10 protein-coding genes are annotated in these 15,635 nt (G+C 75.0%); 5 read left to right on the top strand and 5 right to left on the bottom strand.

Annotated elements, in window-relative coordinates; genetic code table 11:
• The first annotated feature begins 173 nt into the window (after window positions 1-173).
• Window positions 174-431, top strand: coding sequence for a glutaredoxin domain-containing protein (locus ACFZCD_RS11640; RefSeq protein ID WP_391829644.1), 258 nt, complete (start codon window positions 174-176; stop codon window positions 429-431).
• Window positions 432-543: 112 nt separating this feature from the next.
• On the opposite strand, the gene nudC is transcribed toward ACFZCD_RS11640, so the two are convergent.
• The 5 genes from nudC to ACFZCD_RS11615 all read right to left on the bottom strand — a co-directional run bounded on the left by nudC (window position 544) and on the right by ACFZCD_RS11615 (window position 10,548).
• Window positions 544-1,485 carry an NAD(+) diphosphatase gene (gene nudC, locus ACFZCD_RS11635; protein WP_391829643.1) on the bottom strand — a complete coding sequence of 314 codons (942 nt, stop codon included), beginning with the start codon at window positions 1,483-1,485 and terminating at the stop codon, window positions 544-546.
• A 58-nt stretch (window positions 1,486-1,543) separates the two neighbouring features.
• A complete protein-coding gene (locus ACFZCD_RS11630; protein ID WP_391829642.1) occupies window positions 1,544-2,980 on the bottom strand; it encodes a dipeptidase in 1,437 nt (478 codons plus the stop codon).
• A gap of 58 nt (window positions 2,981-3,038) precedes the next feature.
• A complete protein-coding gene (locus ACFZCD_RS11625) occupies window positions 3,039-6,587 on the bottom strand; it encodes a UvrD-helicase domain-containing protein (RefSeq protein WP_391829641.1) in 3,549 nt (1,182 codons plus the stop codon).
• A gap of 56 nt (window positions 6,588-6,643) precedes the next feature.
• Window positions 6,644-9,967 (bottom strand): ATP-dependent helicase, encoded by a 3,324-nt coding sequence (locus ACFZCD_RS11620; protein WP_391829640.1) that lies wholly within the window; start codon window positions 9,965-9,967, stop codon window positions 6,644-6,646.
• 212 nt (window positions 9,968-10,179) lie between these two features.
• Window positions 10,180-10,548, bottom strand: coding sequence for an MGMT family protein (locus tag ACFZCD_RS11615; protein WP_391830342.1), 369 nt, complete (start codon window positions 10,546-10,548; stop codon window positions 10,180-10,182).
• Window positions 10,549-10,829: 281 nt separating this feature from the next.
• Between ACFZCD_RS11615 and ACFZCD_RS11610 the strand changes: the two genes are divergently transcribed.
• The 4 genes from ACFZCD_RS11610 to ACFZCD_RS11595 all read left to right on the top strand — a co-directional run.
• Window positions 10,830-13,397: a YbhN family protein gene (locus ACFZCD_RS11610; RefSeq protein ID WP_391829639.1), complete on the top strand. Its 2,568-nt coding sequence runs from the start codon at window positions 10,830-10,832 to the stop codon at window positions 13,395-13,397.
• 70 nt (window positions 13,398-13,467) lie between these two features.
• On the top strand, window positions 13,468-13,860 hold the full coding sequence (locus ACFZCD_RS11605) for a molybdopterin-binding protein (protein ID WP_367137779.1): 393 nt from the start codon (window positions 13,468-13,470) through the stop codon (window positions 13,858-13,860).
• Window positions 13,861-13,873: 13 nt separating this feature from the next.
• The gene (gene modA / locus ACFZCD_RS11600; protein WP_391829638.1) at window positions 13,874-14,635 is read left to right on the top strand and encodes a molybdate ABC transporter substrate-binding protein; all 762 of its coding nucleotides are present in this window, start codon (window positions 13,874-13,876) and stop codon (window positions 14,633-14,635) included.
• Window positions 14,632-15,635 (top strand): ABC transporter permease (locus ACFZCD_RS11595; protein ID WP_391829637.1); only part of this gene is annotated, 1,004 nt, incomplete at its 3' end. The genes modA and ACFZCD_RS11595, both read left to right, overlap by 4 nt.

The raw sequence follows: 15,635 nt of genomic DNA, 5'->3' as shown, positions 1-15,635 counted from the left end.
CGGCGGGGCGACCGGGAACGCCGTCCACAGGGGTGACCCGGTAGTCGTACGAATACGGGAATGGCTGTGGATAGGTGCGCGTTCTACCACCGGAACAACACCCGGATCGGTACCCACGGCACGACCGGGAGCGGACCGGAACCACCATCACCGAGAGAAGGGCACGAGGTCGAATGTCGGGCACCGTGACGATGTACAGCACCACCTGGTGCGGCTACTGCCGCCGCCTGAAGAGCCAGCTGGACCGCGAGGGAATCACGTACAACGAGATCAACATCGAGCTCGACGCCGACTCGGCGGCCTTCGTGGAAAAGGCGAACGGCGGCAACCAGACGGTCCCGACGGTCCTGGTGACCCCGCTCAGCGGCGCTGCCCCGGTCACCATGACCAACCCCTCCCTGGCCCAGGTCAAGCAGGCTCTCGCCTCCTGACGCGGGCGCTCCCGGCGAGCACTGCAAGCACGGCGAAGGCCTCCGGTCCACCGGCCGGAGGCCTTCGCCGTACCCGTCGGGACCGGCCCGTCGTCAGGACCGGCCCCGTCCGTCAGGGCTGGCTCTGCGGCAGCGGCTCGCCGTACCAGAGCTCCAGCAGCCGGGCCGCGATGGAGATGCCGGTCGGGGGCAGGACCTCGCCCGAGGCGAAGCCGGCCCGCAGGTCGTCCCGGGAGAACCAGCGCGCCTCGTGGATCTCCTCGCCGTCGACCTGGATGTCGCGGGAAGTGGCCCGCGCCATGAAGCCCAGCATCAGGCTGGAGGGGAACGGCCAGGGCTGGCTCGCGACGTACTCCACGTCACCGACGACGACGCCCGCCTCCTCGGCGACCTCGCGCCGCACCGCCTGCTCCAGGGACTCCCCCGGCTCGACGAAGCCGGCGAGGGTGGAGAAGCGGCCCTCGGGCCAGTGCATCTGGCGGCCGAGCAGCGCGCGGTCGTCCTCGTCCGTGACCAGCATGATCACCGCGGGGTCGGTGCGCGGGTAGTGCTCGGCGCCGCAGGCCTGGCAGCGGCGGATGTGGCCGGCGGCCGCGACGACCGTGCGCTCGCCGCAGCGCGAGCAGAAGCGATGCAGCCGCTGCCAGTTCTCCAGGGCGACCGCGTGGACCATCAGCCCGGCGTCGCGCGGCGAGAGCAGCAGGCCCGCCTCGCGCAGCCCGGCGGGGCGCGCGGACTGGTCGATGCGCCCCGGCAGGGCGTCCTTCTGCAGCGCGAAGTAGGCGATGCCGTCCGCGTCCTGCCCGAGGAAGTAGCGGTGCGTCTCGGTGACGGGCGCCTCGAAGGCGGGCGTCATGACGAGCTCGGTGCGGCCGTCGGGGGTGTCGTCGATCAGCACCTGGCCGCCGGAGACCACGAAGACTCTCGTGGAGGGGTGGCTCCAGGCCGCGGCGAGCCACGCCTCGTCCAGGCGGTGGTGAGCGGCGCGGTCGATGCCGCTCACGCCGGTCAGGGTGATCGGCCGGGCGGCCGTGTGATCGGTCCAGGTGGTCACTGCTGTTTCCAACTCCCCCTACGAAGCCCTGCGAATGGTCGTCTGTGCGGCGCGCGGGCTAGCCGGCGCGCCCGCCCCCGGGCACCGGCGGCACCGTCCGGGAGGCACCCGCTTCCGCGAGGTCGGTCCACAGGTGGGCGGCTGTCTCGACGCCCTTCATCAGGAGGTCGAGTTCGACCTTCTCGTTCGGGGCGTGCCAGCCGTCCGAGGGCACCGAGATGCCGAGGAAGAGCACCGGGACGCCCAGCACGTCCTGCAGGTCGGCCGCGGGACCGGAGCCCCCCTCGCGGGTGAAGCGGACCTTCGTGCCGAAGGCGCGCTCCATGGCCCGTACGACCGACTGGAGGTACGGGTGGTCGAGCGGGGTCAGGCAGGGGCGGGTGGCGCCCCAGAAGGTGATCTCGTGGCGGATGCCGTCGGGGAGGGTGTCGGCCACCCACTGCCGCACGGCCTTCTGGACGTGCTCGGTGTCCTGGCCCGCCACGAGCCGGAAGGACAGCTTCAGCTGGGCGGTGGACGGGACGATGGTCTTCCCGCCGGGGCCCTGGTAGCCGCCGCCCATGCCGTTGACCTCGGCGGTGGGGCGGGCCCAGATGCGCTCCAGCGTGCTGTAGCCGGCCTCGCCCAGGGTGGCGTGGGAGTGGGCGGTGCGCAGCCACTGCTGCTCGTCGAAGGGCAGCTCGGCGAAGAGCTCGCGCTCACGCTCGGTGAGCTCGACGACGCCGTCGTAGAAGCCGGGGACGGCCACGCGGTGGTTCTCGTCGTGGAGGGCCGCGGCGAGCCGGGCGGCTTCCATGGCGGGGTTGGGCACCGCGCCGCCGAAGGAGCCGGAGTGGATGTCCTGGCCGGGGCCGTAGAGGTCGATCTGGCAGTCGGCGAGGCCGCGCATGCCGGTGCAGACGGTGGGGGTGTCCTCGGACCACATGCCGGTGTCCGAGACGATCACCGCGTCGCAGGCGAGGCGTTCGGCGCGGGCGCGCACGAGACCGGCGAAGTGCTCGGAGCCGGACTCCTCCTCGCCCTCGATGAGGAGCTTGAGGTTGACCGCGGGCGCCGTGCGGCCGGTGGCGGCGAGGTGGGCGCGGACGCCGAGGGTGTGGAAGAACACCTGGCCCTTGTCGTCGGCGGCGCCGCGGGCGTACAGCCGGCCGTCCTTGATGACGGGCTCGAAGGGCTCGGTGTGCCAGCCGTCCTCGCGGGCGGCGGGCTGGACGTCGTGGTGCCCGTAGACCAGGACGGTCGGGGCGCCCTCGTCGCCGGAGGGCCACTCGGCGAACACCGCCGGGGCGCCGTCGGTCTCCCAGACCTCCGCGGTCGGGAAGCCCGTCTCGGTGAGCTTCGCGGCCAGCCAGTCGGCGCTGCGGCGCACGTCCCCCGCGCGGCCGGGGTCGGCCGAGACGGACGGGATGCGGAGCCACTCGACGAGGTCGTCGAGGAACGCGGCGCGGTGGCCTTCGATAAACGCGCGGACGGCGCTGTCCGGAGTCTCGCTCATGGCATCGAGCCTATCCGGACACGCGGCGTGATCATGACCGGCCCGGCGTCCGCCCTGGTCACACCGGCTCCCCCAGCAGGAGGCGTTCGAGCCCCGCCCGGTCGGGCAGACCGGCCGGGCGGACGGTCTCCCCGTCGCGCACGTACACGAACGCGGCGGTCACGGAGGACAGCGGCAGCCCGTGCTGCTCGGCCCAGGCGACGCGGTAGATCGCGAGCTGCAGGGGGTCGGCGTCGTGGGCGCGGCTGGTCTTCCAGTCGACGATCTCGTACGTGTCGCCTCCGGGGCCGCGCTCGCGGTAGACGGCGTCGATGCGGCCGCGGACGACGCGGCCCGCGAGGGTCAGCCGGACGGGCACCTCGACGCGGTGGGGGACGCGGCGGGCGTACGGGGTGCGCTCGAAGGCCTCCTTGAGGGCGGCGAGGTCCTGCTCGTCGGTGATCTCGGGCCCAGGGCCGTCGTCCGCGCCGCCGGGCAGCTCGTCGGGGCCGAGCAGCGGCAGGGGCAGCGGCTCGAAGCGGGACTCGATCCAGGCGTGGAAGCGGGTGCCGCGGCGGGCCGCGGGCTGCGGCGGGCGCGGCATGGGCCGGGCGAGGTCGCGCGCGAACGCTTCGGGGTCGGCGGCGAGCCTGACCAGCTGCCAGGCGCTGAGCGAGGCGGGCAGGGGGACGTCGCGCTCGCGCGCGCGGGCCCGGCGGAGCTCGCCGGCGAGGGCGTCGAGGTCGCGGTCCCAGGAGGCGGCGAGGCGCTCTTCTTCGGGCAGGAGTGGTTCGTGCCGGGGGGCGGGCAGCGGCTCCTGCCGGGGGCGGGGCAGCGACGGAGTGCGGCCGGGTCCGGCACCGCCGGGCTCCCCCGTGGGGGTGGCTCGGCGCTGCGGCGGGGTGGAGTGCCCCGGTCCCGCTCCGTTTTCACCGGCCCCGGCTTCGCCCCGGCCCCCCGCCTCCGGGCGGGCCGTCGAGAGGGCGTCCCACGCGTCGGGGTCGGCGAGGAGGCCGTCCTCGCCGGCCTCGAAGGGCTCGTACTCCTCGTGCTCCTCGTACTCCTCGTCGTCCGGCGGGGCCGGCCACTCCGGATCGCCGGCGGGACCCGGCTCCCCGGCGTCCGCAGGGGCGGCGTCCAGCCGTTCCAGGTGGGCGAGGACCGCGTCCGCCGCGGCGCGGCGGCGGGCGAGGGAGCCGGGGTCGAGGGGCAGCGGCCAGGCGCGGTCGGTCTCCCCCTCCTCCAGGGCGGGGTTCTCGGCGCCCTCCTCGGGGGGCTCGGCCCAGGCCTCGATCTCGCCGTGGCCGGCCTCGCAGTGGGCGCGGAGGGCTTCGAGGAAGGCGGACGGCCCGCGGGGCTTCTTCTGGCTGGGGCCCCACCAGTGGCCGGAGCCGAGGAGCAGGGAGCGGGGGCGGGTGAAGGTGACGTAGCCGAGGCGGAGTTCCTCGATGCGCTGGTGCTCCTTCATGGCGGCCTTGAAGGCGGCCATGCCCTTGCTGTCCCACGCCTCGGCGTCGGGCAGGGTGGCGGCGTCGCCGCGCAGGGCGTGCGGGAGGACCTTGGCCTGGGCGGTCCAGGAGTCGCGGGACTGCTCGCTGGGGAACGTCCGCTCGACGAGGCCGGGGACGGCGACGACGTCCCACTCCAGGCCCTTCGACTTGTGCGCCGTGAGGACCTTGACGGTGTCCTCGCCGCCGGGGAGGGAGCTGTCGAGCCCCTTCTCGTACTGCGCGGCGGTGCGCAGGAAGCCGAGGAAGGACAGGACGGTGGTCTCGCCGTCGAGGGCGGCGAAGCCCGCGGCGATGTCCAGGAAGTGCGCGAGGGTCTCGCGGCGGCGTGCGGCCAGGGCGTGCGGCGAGGCGGAGAGCTCGACCTCCAGGCCGGTGACGGCGAGGACGCGGTGGAGGACGTCCATGAGGGGGTCGGCCAGGGAGCGGCGCAGGTCGCGCAGTTCGGCGGCGAGGCGGGCGAAGCGGACGCGGGCCTCGGCGGAGAAGGGCAGGCCGTCGTCCGGCGCGTCGGCGGCGAGGAAGGTGTCGAGCGCGTCGGCGAGGGAGACCGTCTCGGCGGGGTCGGTGCCCTCGACGGCTTCGGCGAGGCGCCGCTCGGGGTCCTCGCCGGCGCTGCCGTAGGGGACGAGGGTGCGGGCGCGGCGGCCGAGGAGGGCGAGGTCGCGGGGGCCGATGCGCCAGCGGGGGCCGATCAGCAGGCGGACGAGGGAGGCGTTGGCCGTGGGGTCCTGGAGGACTTCGCAGACGGCGACGAGGTCGGCGATCTCGGGGAGGTGCAGCAGCCCGGAGAGGCCGACGACCTCGACGGGGATGTCGCGCTGCACGAGCGCGCCCTGGATCTGTGCGAAGTCGGCGGCGGTGCGGCACAGGACGGCGATGTCGCCGGGGCGGGTGCCGGTGCGGACGAGGTGGGCGAGGGAGCCGGCCAGCCAGTCGAGCTCCTCGGCGTGGGTGGGGAGCAGGGCGCAGCGCACGACGCCGTCCCGCTCGGCGCCGGGGGCGGGGCGCAGGGCCTCGACGCCTTCGTGGCGCTCGCGCAGCTCGGCGGCGAGGCCGTTGGCGAGGCCGAGGAGGCGGCCGCCGCTGCGGCGGTTCTCGCTGAGCGCGAAGCGCTGGGCGGGGCGGCCGTCGGCGTGCGGGAAGTGCCGGGGGAAGTCGTCCAGGTTGGCGACGGAGGCGCCGCGCCAGCCGTAGATGGCCTGGCAGGGGTCGCCGACGGCGGTGACGGCGTGGCCGGTGCCGGCGCCGAAGAGGCCGGAGAGCAGGAGGCGCTGGGCGACGGAGGTGTCCTGGTACTCGTCGAGGAGGACGACGGCGAACTGCTCCCGCAGGATCCGGCCCACTTCGGGGCGGGTGAGGGCGAGCTCGGCGGAGAGGGCGATCTGGTCGCCGAAGTCGAGCAGGTCGCGCTTGCGCTTCTCCGCGCGGTAGGCGCCGACGAGCTCCAGCAGTTCGAGGCGGGCACGGGCGGTCTCGGGGACCTTGCGCAGGTCGGCGTTGGTGAGCCGGGCGCCTTCCAGGGCGGCCAGCAGCTCGCGGTCGTACGCGCGGAGGCGCTCGGCCGGCACGAGGTGCTCGGAGAGCTCCCCGTCGAGGGCCAGGAGGTCGGCGACGAGGTCGCTGAAGGAGCGGGTGAGCGCGGGATAGGGGCCCGGGGAGGTGCGCAGGACGCGGGCGGCGAGCTGGAAGCGGGTGGCGTCGGCGAGGAGGCGGGCGCCGGGCTCCAGGCCGATGCGCAGGCCGTGCTCCTTCAGGAGCTGCCCGGCGAAGGCGTGGTACGTGGAGATCCGGGGTTCGCCGGGGGCCTGGTCGGGGTCGGCCGCCACGGGCTCGGGGTCGGTGACGCCGGCCGCGACGAGTGCCTTGCGGACGCGCTCGGACAGCTCCCCCGCGGCCTTGTTGGTGAACGTGAGGCCGAGGACCTGCTCGGGGGCGACCTGCCCGGTGCCGACCAGCCAGACGACGCGCGCGGCCATCACCGTGGTCTTCCCGGAGCCGGCGCCGGCCACGATGACCTGCGGGGCGGGCGGCGCGGTGATGCAGGCCGTCTGCTCCGGGGTGAACGGGATGCCGAGGAGCTCTTTGAGCTGCTCGGGGTCGATCAGGCGCGGGGTCACGGCACACCACGCTAACGGCCCCCACTGACACCCCCGCATTGCCGCAGGTCAGGCCCCTATTCCAGGAGCTGCCGGCCCTCGGGGCGGGCGGTGCAGGAGGCGCGGAAGGAGCAGTGCGAGCAGTGCTGGCCGGGGCGGGGCGCGAAGCGCTCGTCCAGGACGCGGCCCGCGGCCTCGGCGAGCAGCTCGCCGATCCACTGGCCCTCGCCCAGCGGTTCCTGGGCCTGCACCTTCGGCACGGCGTCCCCGCCGTCCTTCTTGGCCGCGCCCTGGCGGAGCTGGACGAGCTCGGCGCCGCCGGGCCGCGGCCGGGTGCCGTCGAAGGCGTCGTCGACGGCGCCGTGCTCGACGGCGAGCTGGTAGACGGCGAGCTGCGGGTGGCGCTCGACCTCCTTGGCGGAGACGGTGCCCTTGCCGGTCTTGAAGTCGACGACGTAGGCGCGGCCGTGCCCGTCCGTCTCGACGCGGTCCATGGAGCCGCGGATGCGCACCAGGTGCTCCTCGGCCTTCAGGGTGACGTCGAAGGCGTGCTCGGTGGCGACGGGGGTCCGGCCGCCGCGCTCCATCACGTGCCAGCGCAGGAAGCGCTCCAGGGCCGCGCGGGCGTTCTCCTTCTCCTGCGCCGACTTCCAGGGGGCGTCGAAGGCGAGCGCGTCCCACACGGAGTCGAGCCGCTCCATGAGCACGGCGAGGTCGGCGGGGGTGCGGCCGGAGGCCACCTCGTCGGCGAGGACGTGCACCACGTTGCCGAACCCCTGGGCGGCGGTGGCCGGGGCGTCCGCCTTCACCTCGCGGCCCAGGTACCACTGCAGGGAGCAGGTGCCCAGCCGGCCGAGCGCCGAGCCGGACAGGGCGACGGGGCGGGTGCGGTCGCGCAGCGGCACTTCGCTGTGCGTCGGCTCGTTCAGGCCCCACCAGCGGTACGGGTGGGCCGCCGGGACGAGCGGCTGGCCCTCGTCGTCGCGCAGGGCGGCGAGCCGGGCGAGCCGTTCCGCGGCGGCGGCGCGCAGGGCGCCGGAGGCGGCCGGGTCGACGGTGGTGGCGCGCAGCTCGGCCACGAGCGCGGCGACGGCCAGGGGGCGCCGGGGCCGCTGGGTGACGTCGACGGGCTCGGTGCCCAGCTCGGTCAGGAAGCGTGAGGGCTGGTCGCCGTCCTCGGCGGCCGCCTTGACGGCGGTGACGACCACGCGCTCGCGCGCACGCGTGGCCGCCACGTAGAACAGGCGGCGCTCCTCGGCGAGCAGGGCGCCCGGGCTGAGGGGTTCGGCGAGGCCGTCGCGGCCGATCCGGTCGGCTTCCAGGAGGGAGCCGCGGCGCCGCAGGTCGGGCCAGAGGCCTTCCTGGACGCCGGCGATGACCACGAGGCGCCATTCGAGGCCCTTGGAGCGGTGGGCGGTCATCAGGCGGACGGCGTCCGGGCGGACGGCCCTGCGGGTGAGGGTGTCGGCTGCGATGTCCTGTGCTTCGAGCTCGTCGAGGAAGTTGAGGGCGCCGCGGCCGCCGGTGCGTTCCTCGGCGCGGGCGGCGGTCTCGAACAGGGCGCAGATCGCGTCCAGGTCGCGGTCGGCGTTGCGGCCGGCGGCGCCGCCGCGGTGGGCCGCGCGCTGCAGGCGGGCGGGCCAGGGCGTGCCGTCCCAGAGGGCCCAGAGGGCCTCTTCGGCGGTGGCCCCGGCCGCGAGGAGCTCGCGCGCCTCGCGCAGGAGGGCGCCCAGGCGCTGGGCGCCGCGGGCGTAGGCGGGGTCGTGGACGGCCAGCCGTTCGGGCTGTGCCAGGGCTTCGGCGATGAGGGTGTCGGAGGGCCGCGGCAGGGCGGTGCCGCCGGCCCGCTCCTCGTCGCGCAGGGCGCGGCCGAGCCGGCGGAGGTCGGCGGCGTCCATGCCGCCGAGGGGGGAGGTGAGGAGGGTGAGGGCGGTCTCGGGGTCCATGGCCGCGGGAGCGGTGGCCTCCCCGTCGGAGGCCTCCGTGCCGGTGGCGGACGCCACGTCCTCCGCCACCACCCTCAGTGCCGTCAGCAGCGGCGCCACCGCGGGTTCCTGCCGCAGGGGGATGTCGTCGCCGTCGACCTCCACGGGGACGCCCGCGGACGTCAGGGCGCGGCGCAGGGACGGGATGGAGCGGGCGCCGGCGCGGACGAGGACGGCCATCTCGTGCCAGGGGGTGCCGTCCTCCAGGTGCGCGCGGCGCAGGATGTCGGCGATGTTGTCGGTCTCCGCGCCCGCGGTGGGGTACGTGTACGCCTCCACGCTGCCGCCCTCCCGCACGGCGGCGAGGTCGCGGTGAGCACGGACGGCGTCCGCGGGGAGGCGGGTGAGGGGCATCCGGCGGGTGAGCAGCCGGGTGGCCGCGAGGAGCTCCGCGGCGGCCCGGCGGGAGGTGGTGAGGACCTCGACGGGGGCCGGGGTGCCGTCCCGGCGGGGGAAGGCGTGCGGGAAGCCGAGGATGCCGTTGACGTCGGCGCCCCGGAAGGCGTAGATCGACTGGTCGGGGTCGCCGAAGGCGACGAGGGTGCGGCCGCCGCCGGCGAGCGCCTGCAGGAGCCGCACCTGGGCGGCGTCGGTGTCCTGGTACTCGTCGACGAAGACGGCGTCGTAGCGGCCCGCCAGCTCGGCGGCGGCCTCGGGCCGGCCGGCGAGGAGGACCGCGCGGTGGACGAGTTCGGCGTAGTCGAGCACGCCGCGCAGGTCGAGCAGGTCCAGGTATTCGGCGAGGAAGGACGCGGCGGCGGCCCAGTCGGGCCGCCCGGTGCGCGCGGCGAAGTCGCCGAGGGCGCCGGGGCCGAGCCCGAGCTCGCGGCTGCGGGCGAGGACGGCGCGCACCTCGTCGGCGAAGCCGCGGGTGGTCAGGCAGGCGCGCAGGTCGTCGGGCCAGCGCACCCGGGCGCGGCCGTCGCGCTCCAGCTCGGCCTGGCCGGCCAGCAGCTCGCGCACGACGGCGTCCTGCTCGGGGCCGGACAGCAGCCGCAGCGGGTCGATGAACAGGTCGGCGTCCTGGTGGGCGCGGACCAGGGCGTAGCAGTACGAGTGGAAGGTCGTGGCCTGCGGTGCGGCGGCTCCGGCGCCGAGCCGGGCGGCCATCCGGTCGCGGAGCTCGACGGCGGCCTTGCGGCTGAAGGTGAGGACGAGGATCCGCTCGGGGTCGGTGCCCCGGCGCACCCGCTCCGCGACGGCCTCCACCAAGGTGGTCGTCTTGCCCGTGCCGGGCCCCGCGAGGACGAGCAGGGGACCGCCGGCGTGCTCAACCACGGCGCGCTGGCGCGCGTCCAGCTCAGGAAGGGCCGTGGGGCCCGGCCGGGTGCGCACGAGGCGGTAGGCGCCCGGGGAGGGCTGCCGTGCCTGCGGGCGCTGCGGCCGGGTCGAGCCAGAAGGCGGGGAGGAGCTCACGTGGGTTGCCGGTCCTGGTGGGGTTGCGGGGAGTCGTGCGGCCGTACGGGCCGGGAGGCCGGGGAGTGACGGCGGTTCCCGACGCTACGCCAGGCGGCGTCCGGGGCGCAGGGCGTCCCGGGAGCCGGCACACGGCTTCCACGGTCTCATCCGTTCGGGTGAGACCGTTCCCGCCCCGGCCGCGCGGTGGTCCGGTGGCGGCGCGGCGGCCGTCAGGTGTGGGGAGTCACACGCTCCGGATCGCGGCCGTCCCAGCGGGCGAGGGCCATCGCGAGCCGGGGCACGTGTCCCTGGGCCGCGCGCCCGGCCTCGCGCAGCGGCGTGCCCTCCGCGCGGTAGTGGGCGAGGGCGCGCAGCTCGTGGCCGGGCAGCAGGACGCCGTCGGAGCGGACGACCCGCCACCAGGGCACGGCGCCGCCGTAGAGGGCCATGACGCGCCCGACCTGACGGGGCCCGCCCTCCCCCAGCCACTCGGCGACGTCCCCGTAGGTCATCACCCGCCCGGGTGGGATCCGCTCGGCGACCTCCAGCACGCGCTCGGCGTACTCGGGAAGCTCATCGTCCTCGCTCATCCGGTCCATGGTGCCGTACACCACCGACAGCACCCGGCTCCGGTCACTCAGAGTGCGCACCCGCAGCACTGGGCGTACGATCCGGAGTCCGCGCCCCCGAATTGCACCCTGATGCCCCCTCGCCCGGCGGGGCCATGCCACCATCTTCCGGGCGGTGACAGGTGATACGAGACCAAGAAGAAAAGAAGGACCGGCAGCAGGGCGCGGAGCCTCCTGAAAAGGACCGCGCTCCCCGAGCGCTGCCCGCCTCCGGGGAACCCTCGGGCGGGTACGACTGCGAGGACGGCGGTGTGCACATCGACCGGGTCTCCGGCGACGAGCCCCTGCTCCCCGCGCGCGTGCACCGCCCGGCCGACCTGGTCCGGCTCTTCCTCGGCATCGTCGGCATCGCCCTCGTGCTGGCCCTCGCGGCCTTCGCCCACGGCACGACGACGGGCCTCGAACACGACATCAGCGCGAGCACGGGCCGGGCCCCGCAGCTGCTGGCGAGCTTCGCGGGCCTCGCGGCCAACATCGCGATCTTCATCGTCCCGGTGGCCTTCGCCATCGAGCGGCTGATCAAGCGGGACGGGCTGCGCATCGCCGACGGCGTCCTGGCCGCCGTCCTCGCCCACGGCGTGTCCCTGGCCACCGACCTGTGGGTGGCCCGCGCGGCCCCCGAGTCGATCCGGGACGCGCTCACCCAGCCCGCCCCCACCGGCGGCCTCACCGACCCCGTGCACGGCTACCTGGCGCCCGTGATCGCCTACATGACGGCCGTGGGCATGTCCCGCCGCCCCCGCTGGCGCGTCGCCATGTGGGCGGTCCTGCTGCTCGACGCGTTCGCGGTCCTGGTCAACGGCTACACCACGCCGTTCTCCATCGTCGCCACCGTCCTGATCGGCTGGACCGTCGCCTACGGCACGCTCTACGCCGTCGGCTCCCCCAACGTCCGCCCCACGGGCCGCCACCTGCTGACCGGCCTGCGCCGCGTCGGCTTCAAGCCGGTCACCGCGCTGCGCGCCGAGGACGGGGCCGACGACACCGAGCCGCACGAGCGGGGCCGCCGCTACATCGTCACCCTGGAGGACGGCCCGCCCCTGGACGTCACGGTCGTCGACCGGGAACAGCAGGCGCAGGGCTTCTTCTACCGGGTCTGGCAGCGCCTGGCGCTGCGGGGCATCACCCAGCGCCGCAGCCTGCAGTCGCTGCGCCAGGCCCTGGAGCAGGAGGCGCTGCTCGCCTACGCGGCCATCGCCGCCGGCGCCAACGCGCCCAAGCTGATCGCCACCTCCGAGCTGGGCCCGGACGCCGTGATGCTCGTCTACGAGCACATCGGCGGCCGCCCCCTCGGGCAGGTGCCCACCGAGGAGATCACCGACGAGCTGATGGCGGGTGCGTGGCGCCAGGTGCAGGCCCTGCAGTCGCGCCGCATCGCGCACCGCAGGCTCGACGCGGACGCCCTGCTGGTGGATCGTTCCGGCAATGTGGTCCTGACCGACCTGCGCGGCGGCGAGATCGCGGCCGGCGACCTCGTCCTGCGCATGGACGTGGCCCAGCTCCTCGTGACGCTCGGCCTGCGGGTCGGCGCCGAGCGCGCCGTGGCCACCGGTGTGGCCGTCCTCGGCCCCGACGCCGTCGCGGACAGTCTCCCGCTCCTGCAGCCCATCGCCCTCACTCGCATCAGCCGCTCCACCCTGCGCCAGCTCGCCCGCGAGCGGGCCCAGCGCGAGCGCGAGAAGGTGCTGCAGGCGGCCGACGCCGCCAAGGAGGCGAAGGCGGCCGCGGCCGAGGAGGAGGTCAGCGACCGCAAGACGCTCAAGGCGGAACGGCAGGCCGAGAAGCGGGCCATCGACGAGGCGCTGGAGGAGGCCCGCGAGGAGGACCTGCTGGCGCAGATCCGCCGCCAGGTCCTCCTCATCCGCCCCCAGGCCCCGATAGAGCCGGTCCGCCTGGAGCGCATCAAGCCCCGCACGCTGATCAGCTTCGTCGCGGGTGCCTTCGCCGCGTACTTCCTGCTGTCGCAGCTCACCCACGTGCAGTTCGGCGACCTCGTCGAGAAGGCGGACTGGGCCTGGGTGGCGGCCGCGGTGGCCTTCCAGGCGCTGACGTACGTCGCCGCGGCGCTGAGCCTCCTGGGGTTCGTGCCCGAGAAGGTGGGCTTCGCCCGCACGGTGCTCGCCCAGGTGGCCGGCTCGTTCGTCAAGCTGGTCGCGCCCGCGGCGGTCGGCGGCGTGGCGCTGAACACCCGCTTCCTGCAGCGTTCGGGCGTCCGCCCGGGCCTGGCGGTGGCGAGCGTGGGCGCGTCCCAGCTGTTCGGCCTGGGCTGCCACATCATGCTGCTGCTGTCCTTCGGCTACGTCACCGGCACGGAGCGCAGCTCCTCGCTCGGCCCCTCGCGCACGGTCATCGGCGGCCTCCTGACGGCCGCGGTGCTCGTCCTCGTCGTGGCGGCGATCCCGGTCCTGCGGAAGTTCGTGTCGACACGCGTCCGGTCGCTGTTCGCGGGCGTGATCCCGCGCATGCTGGACGTGATGCAGCGCCCGCAGAAGCTGCTCTCGGGCATCGGCGGCATGCTGCTGCTGACCGCGGCGAACGTCATGTGCCTGGACGCGGCGATCCGCGCGTTCGGCGGCGAGCTGAGCTACGCGAGCATCGCGGTGGTGTTCCTGACCGCGAACGCGCTGGGTTCGGCGGCACCGACGCCGGGCGGCGTGGGCGCCGTGGAACTGGCCCTCACGGCGGCCCTGACGGTGGCGGGCCTGCCCGCCGAGCAGGGCACGCCCGCGGTGCTCCTCTTCCGCCTGATGACGCTGTGGCTGCCGGTGCTGCCGGGCTGGCTCTCGTTCACGCACCTGACGCGCAAGGGCGCGATCTGAGCGGCATCTGCGGCACCTGACCCCGAAAGCTCCTTGCACATACGAACCGCACACGCTTAACGTGCCGCATATGCGTTCCTACACCATCGGCCGTGCGGCCAAGCTGCTGGGGGTCAGCGCCGACACCGTGCGGCGGTGGGCCGACGCCGGCCGCATCCCCACGCGCCGCGACGAAGCCGGGAAGCGGCACATCGACGGGGCCGACCTGGCCGCGTTCTCCGTGTCCCTCGCGGCGGAGGCGGCCGACGGCGAGGACGCGTACACGAGCGCCCGCAACGCCTTCCCCGGCATCATCACCGCCGTCAAGCTCGGCGACGTGGCGGCCCAGGTGGAGGTCCAGGCCGGCCCGCACCGCCTCGTCTCCCTCCTGACGCGCGAAGCCGTCGAGGAGCTCGGCCTGGCGGTCGGGATGGAAGCGGTGGCCCGGGTGAAGGCCACCAACGTGCACATCGACCGCACCTGACGACGGAGAACCGATGCACCTTCGCCGCTCCCTGCCCCTCCTGGCCGGCGCCCTGCTCGTCCCGCTCCTCGCGGCCTGCGGCGGCGGGGACGAGACCGACGCCAAGCAGCCCACCCGGCTCACCGTCCTGGCGGCGGCGTCCCTGACCGACGTCTTCAAGCAAGCGGGCGCGGCCTACGAGAAGGAGCACCCGGACACGAAGGTCACGTTCTCCTTCGCGGGCTCCCAGGAACTGGCGGCGCAGGTCCGCCAGGGCGCACCGGCCGACGCTCTGGTCACCGCGGACACGAAGACGATGGACGACCTCCGCAAGGAGACGAACACCCCCTCCGTCATCGCCAAGAACCGGCTGACCATCGCCACGGCCAAGAACAACCCCAAGAACGTCAAGTCCCTCTCGGACCTCTCCCGCGACGACCTCAAGGTCGTCCTGGCGGCCCCCGAGGTCCCGGTGGGCCGCTACAGCAAGAAGGTCCTGGACCAGCAGCACGTCGCCGTCAAGCCGGTCTCCCAGGAGCCCAGCGTGCGCGCCGTGCTGAGCAAGGTGAGCCTCGGCGAGGCGGACGCGGGGATCGTCTACGTCACGGACGCCACCACGGCCGGGGACAAGGTGGCCACCACGGCGATCCCCGACGGGCAGAACGCGGTGGCCTCCTACCCGGCCGCCACCCTCAAGGGCTCGAAGCACGCGGACGAGGCAGCCGCCTTCGTGAAGTGGCTCGGCACGGACGAGGCCCGGAAGCTCCTCCGCGCGGCGGGCTTCCAGCAGCCGTGAGAAGGACGCCGCTAACGCTCGCGCTGCCCGCGGCAGCGGCAGTGGCGTTCCTGTTCCTGCCCCTGGCGGGCATCCTGGCCCGCACCCCGTGGAGCACCCTCCCGTCCCGCCTCGCCTCGCACGAGGCGACGGAGGCCCTGGGCCTGTCCCTCCTGGTGTCGGCCTGGGCCCTGCTGCTCTCGCTCGTCCTGGGCGTACCGCTGGCGTGGCTGCTGGCCCGCGCGGACTTCCCCGGCAAGGCACTGGTGCGCTGCCTGGTGATGCTGCCGATGGTGCTGCCGCCGACGGTCGCGGGCGTGGCCCTCCTGCAGGGCTACGGCCGCAGGGGCGTCCTGGGCCCGGCCCTGGAGTTGCTGGGCATCACGCTCCCGTTCTCCACGGCGGGCGCCGTCGTCGCCTCGTCCTTCGTGGCGATGCCGTTCCTGGTGATCAGCCTGGAGGGGGCCCTGGCGGGCCTCCACCCCCGCTACGAGGAGACCGCGACGTCGCTCGGAGCGACGCCCCTCCGCGTCTTCCGCACGATCACCCTCCCCATGGTGGCGCCGGGCCTGATCGCGGGAGCGGCCCTCACCTGGGCCAGGGCACTGGGCGAATTCGGCGCGACGATCACGTTCGCGGGCAACCTCCCGGGACAGACCCAGACGCTCCCGCTGCAGGTGTACCTCCTCCTGCAAGAGGACCCGGAAGGAGCGACAGCGGTGTCGCTGCTTCTGCTCATCATCGCCACGGGGGTGCTGCTGGCCCTCAGGGGCCACTGGCTGCAGCCGCGGACGAACGGGAGGGGCCGGGGTGGCCGGGGCCCGGCAAGGGGCGTGACGCGTGATTTGCGGCGAGCCTCCGGGCAAGCTTCACGCATGGCGGGGGCCGTAAATCATGCAGCCCCGGAGGGCCCCGGCCACCCCCGGCCCCCCCCCCCCCCCCCCCCCCCCCCCCCCCCCCCCCCCCCCCCCCCCCCCCCCCCCCCCCCCCCCCCCCCCCCCCCCCCCCCCCCCCCCCCCCC

This window comes from Streptomyces sp. NPDC008001 (assembly GCF_042958085.1).
In the GTDB taxonomy this organism is placed as follows: Bacteria; Actinomycetota; Actinomycetes; order Streptomycetales; family Streptomycetaceae; genus Streptomyces.
Note: the sequence above shows the minus strand (reverse complement) of the source record. Positions and strands in the feature narration are given on the sequence as shown.

Coding starts and splice junctions, on each gene's coding strand:
- ACFZCD_RS11640 (WP_391829644.1), top strand. CDS start 174: ATGTCGGGCACCGTGACGATGTACAGCACCACCTGGTGCGGCTACTGC.
- modA (WP_391829638.1), top strand. CDS start 13,874: ATGCACCTTCGCCGCTCCCTGCCCCTCCTGGCCGGCGCCCTGCTCGTC.
- ACFZCD_RS11615 (WP_391830342.1), bottom strand. CDS start 10,548: ATGGACCGGATGAGCGAGGACGATGAGCTTCCCGAGTACGCCGAGCGC.
- ACFZCD_RS11605 (WP_367137779.1), top strand. CDS start 13,468: ATGCGTTCCTACACCATCGGCCGTGCGGCCAAGCTGCTGGGGGTCAGC.
- ACFZCD_RS11630 (WP_391829642.1), bottom strand. CDS start 2,980: ATGAGCGAGACTCCGGACAGCGCCGTCCGCGCGTTTATCGAAGGCCAC.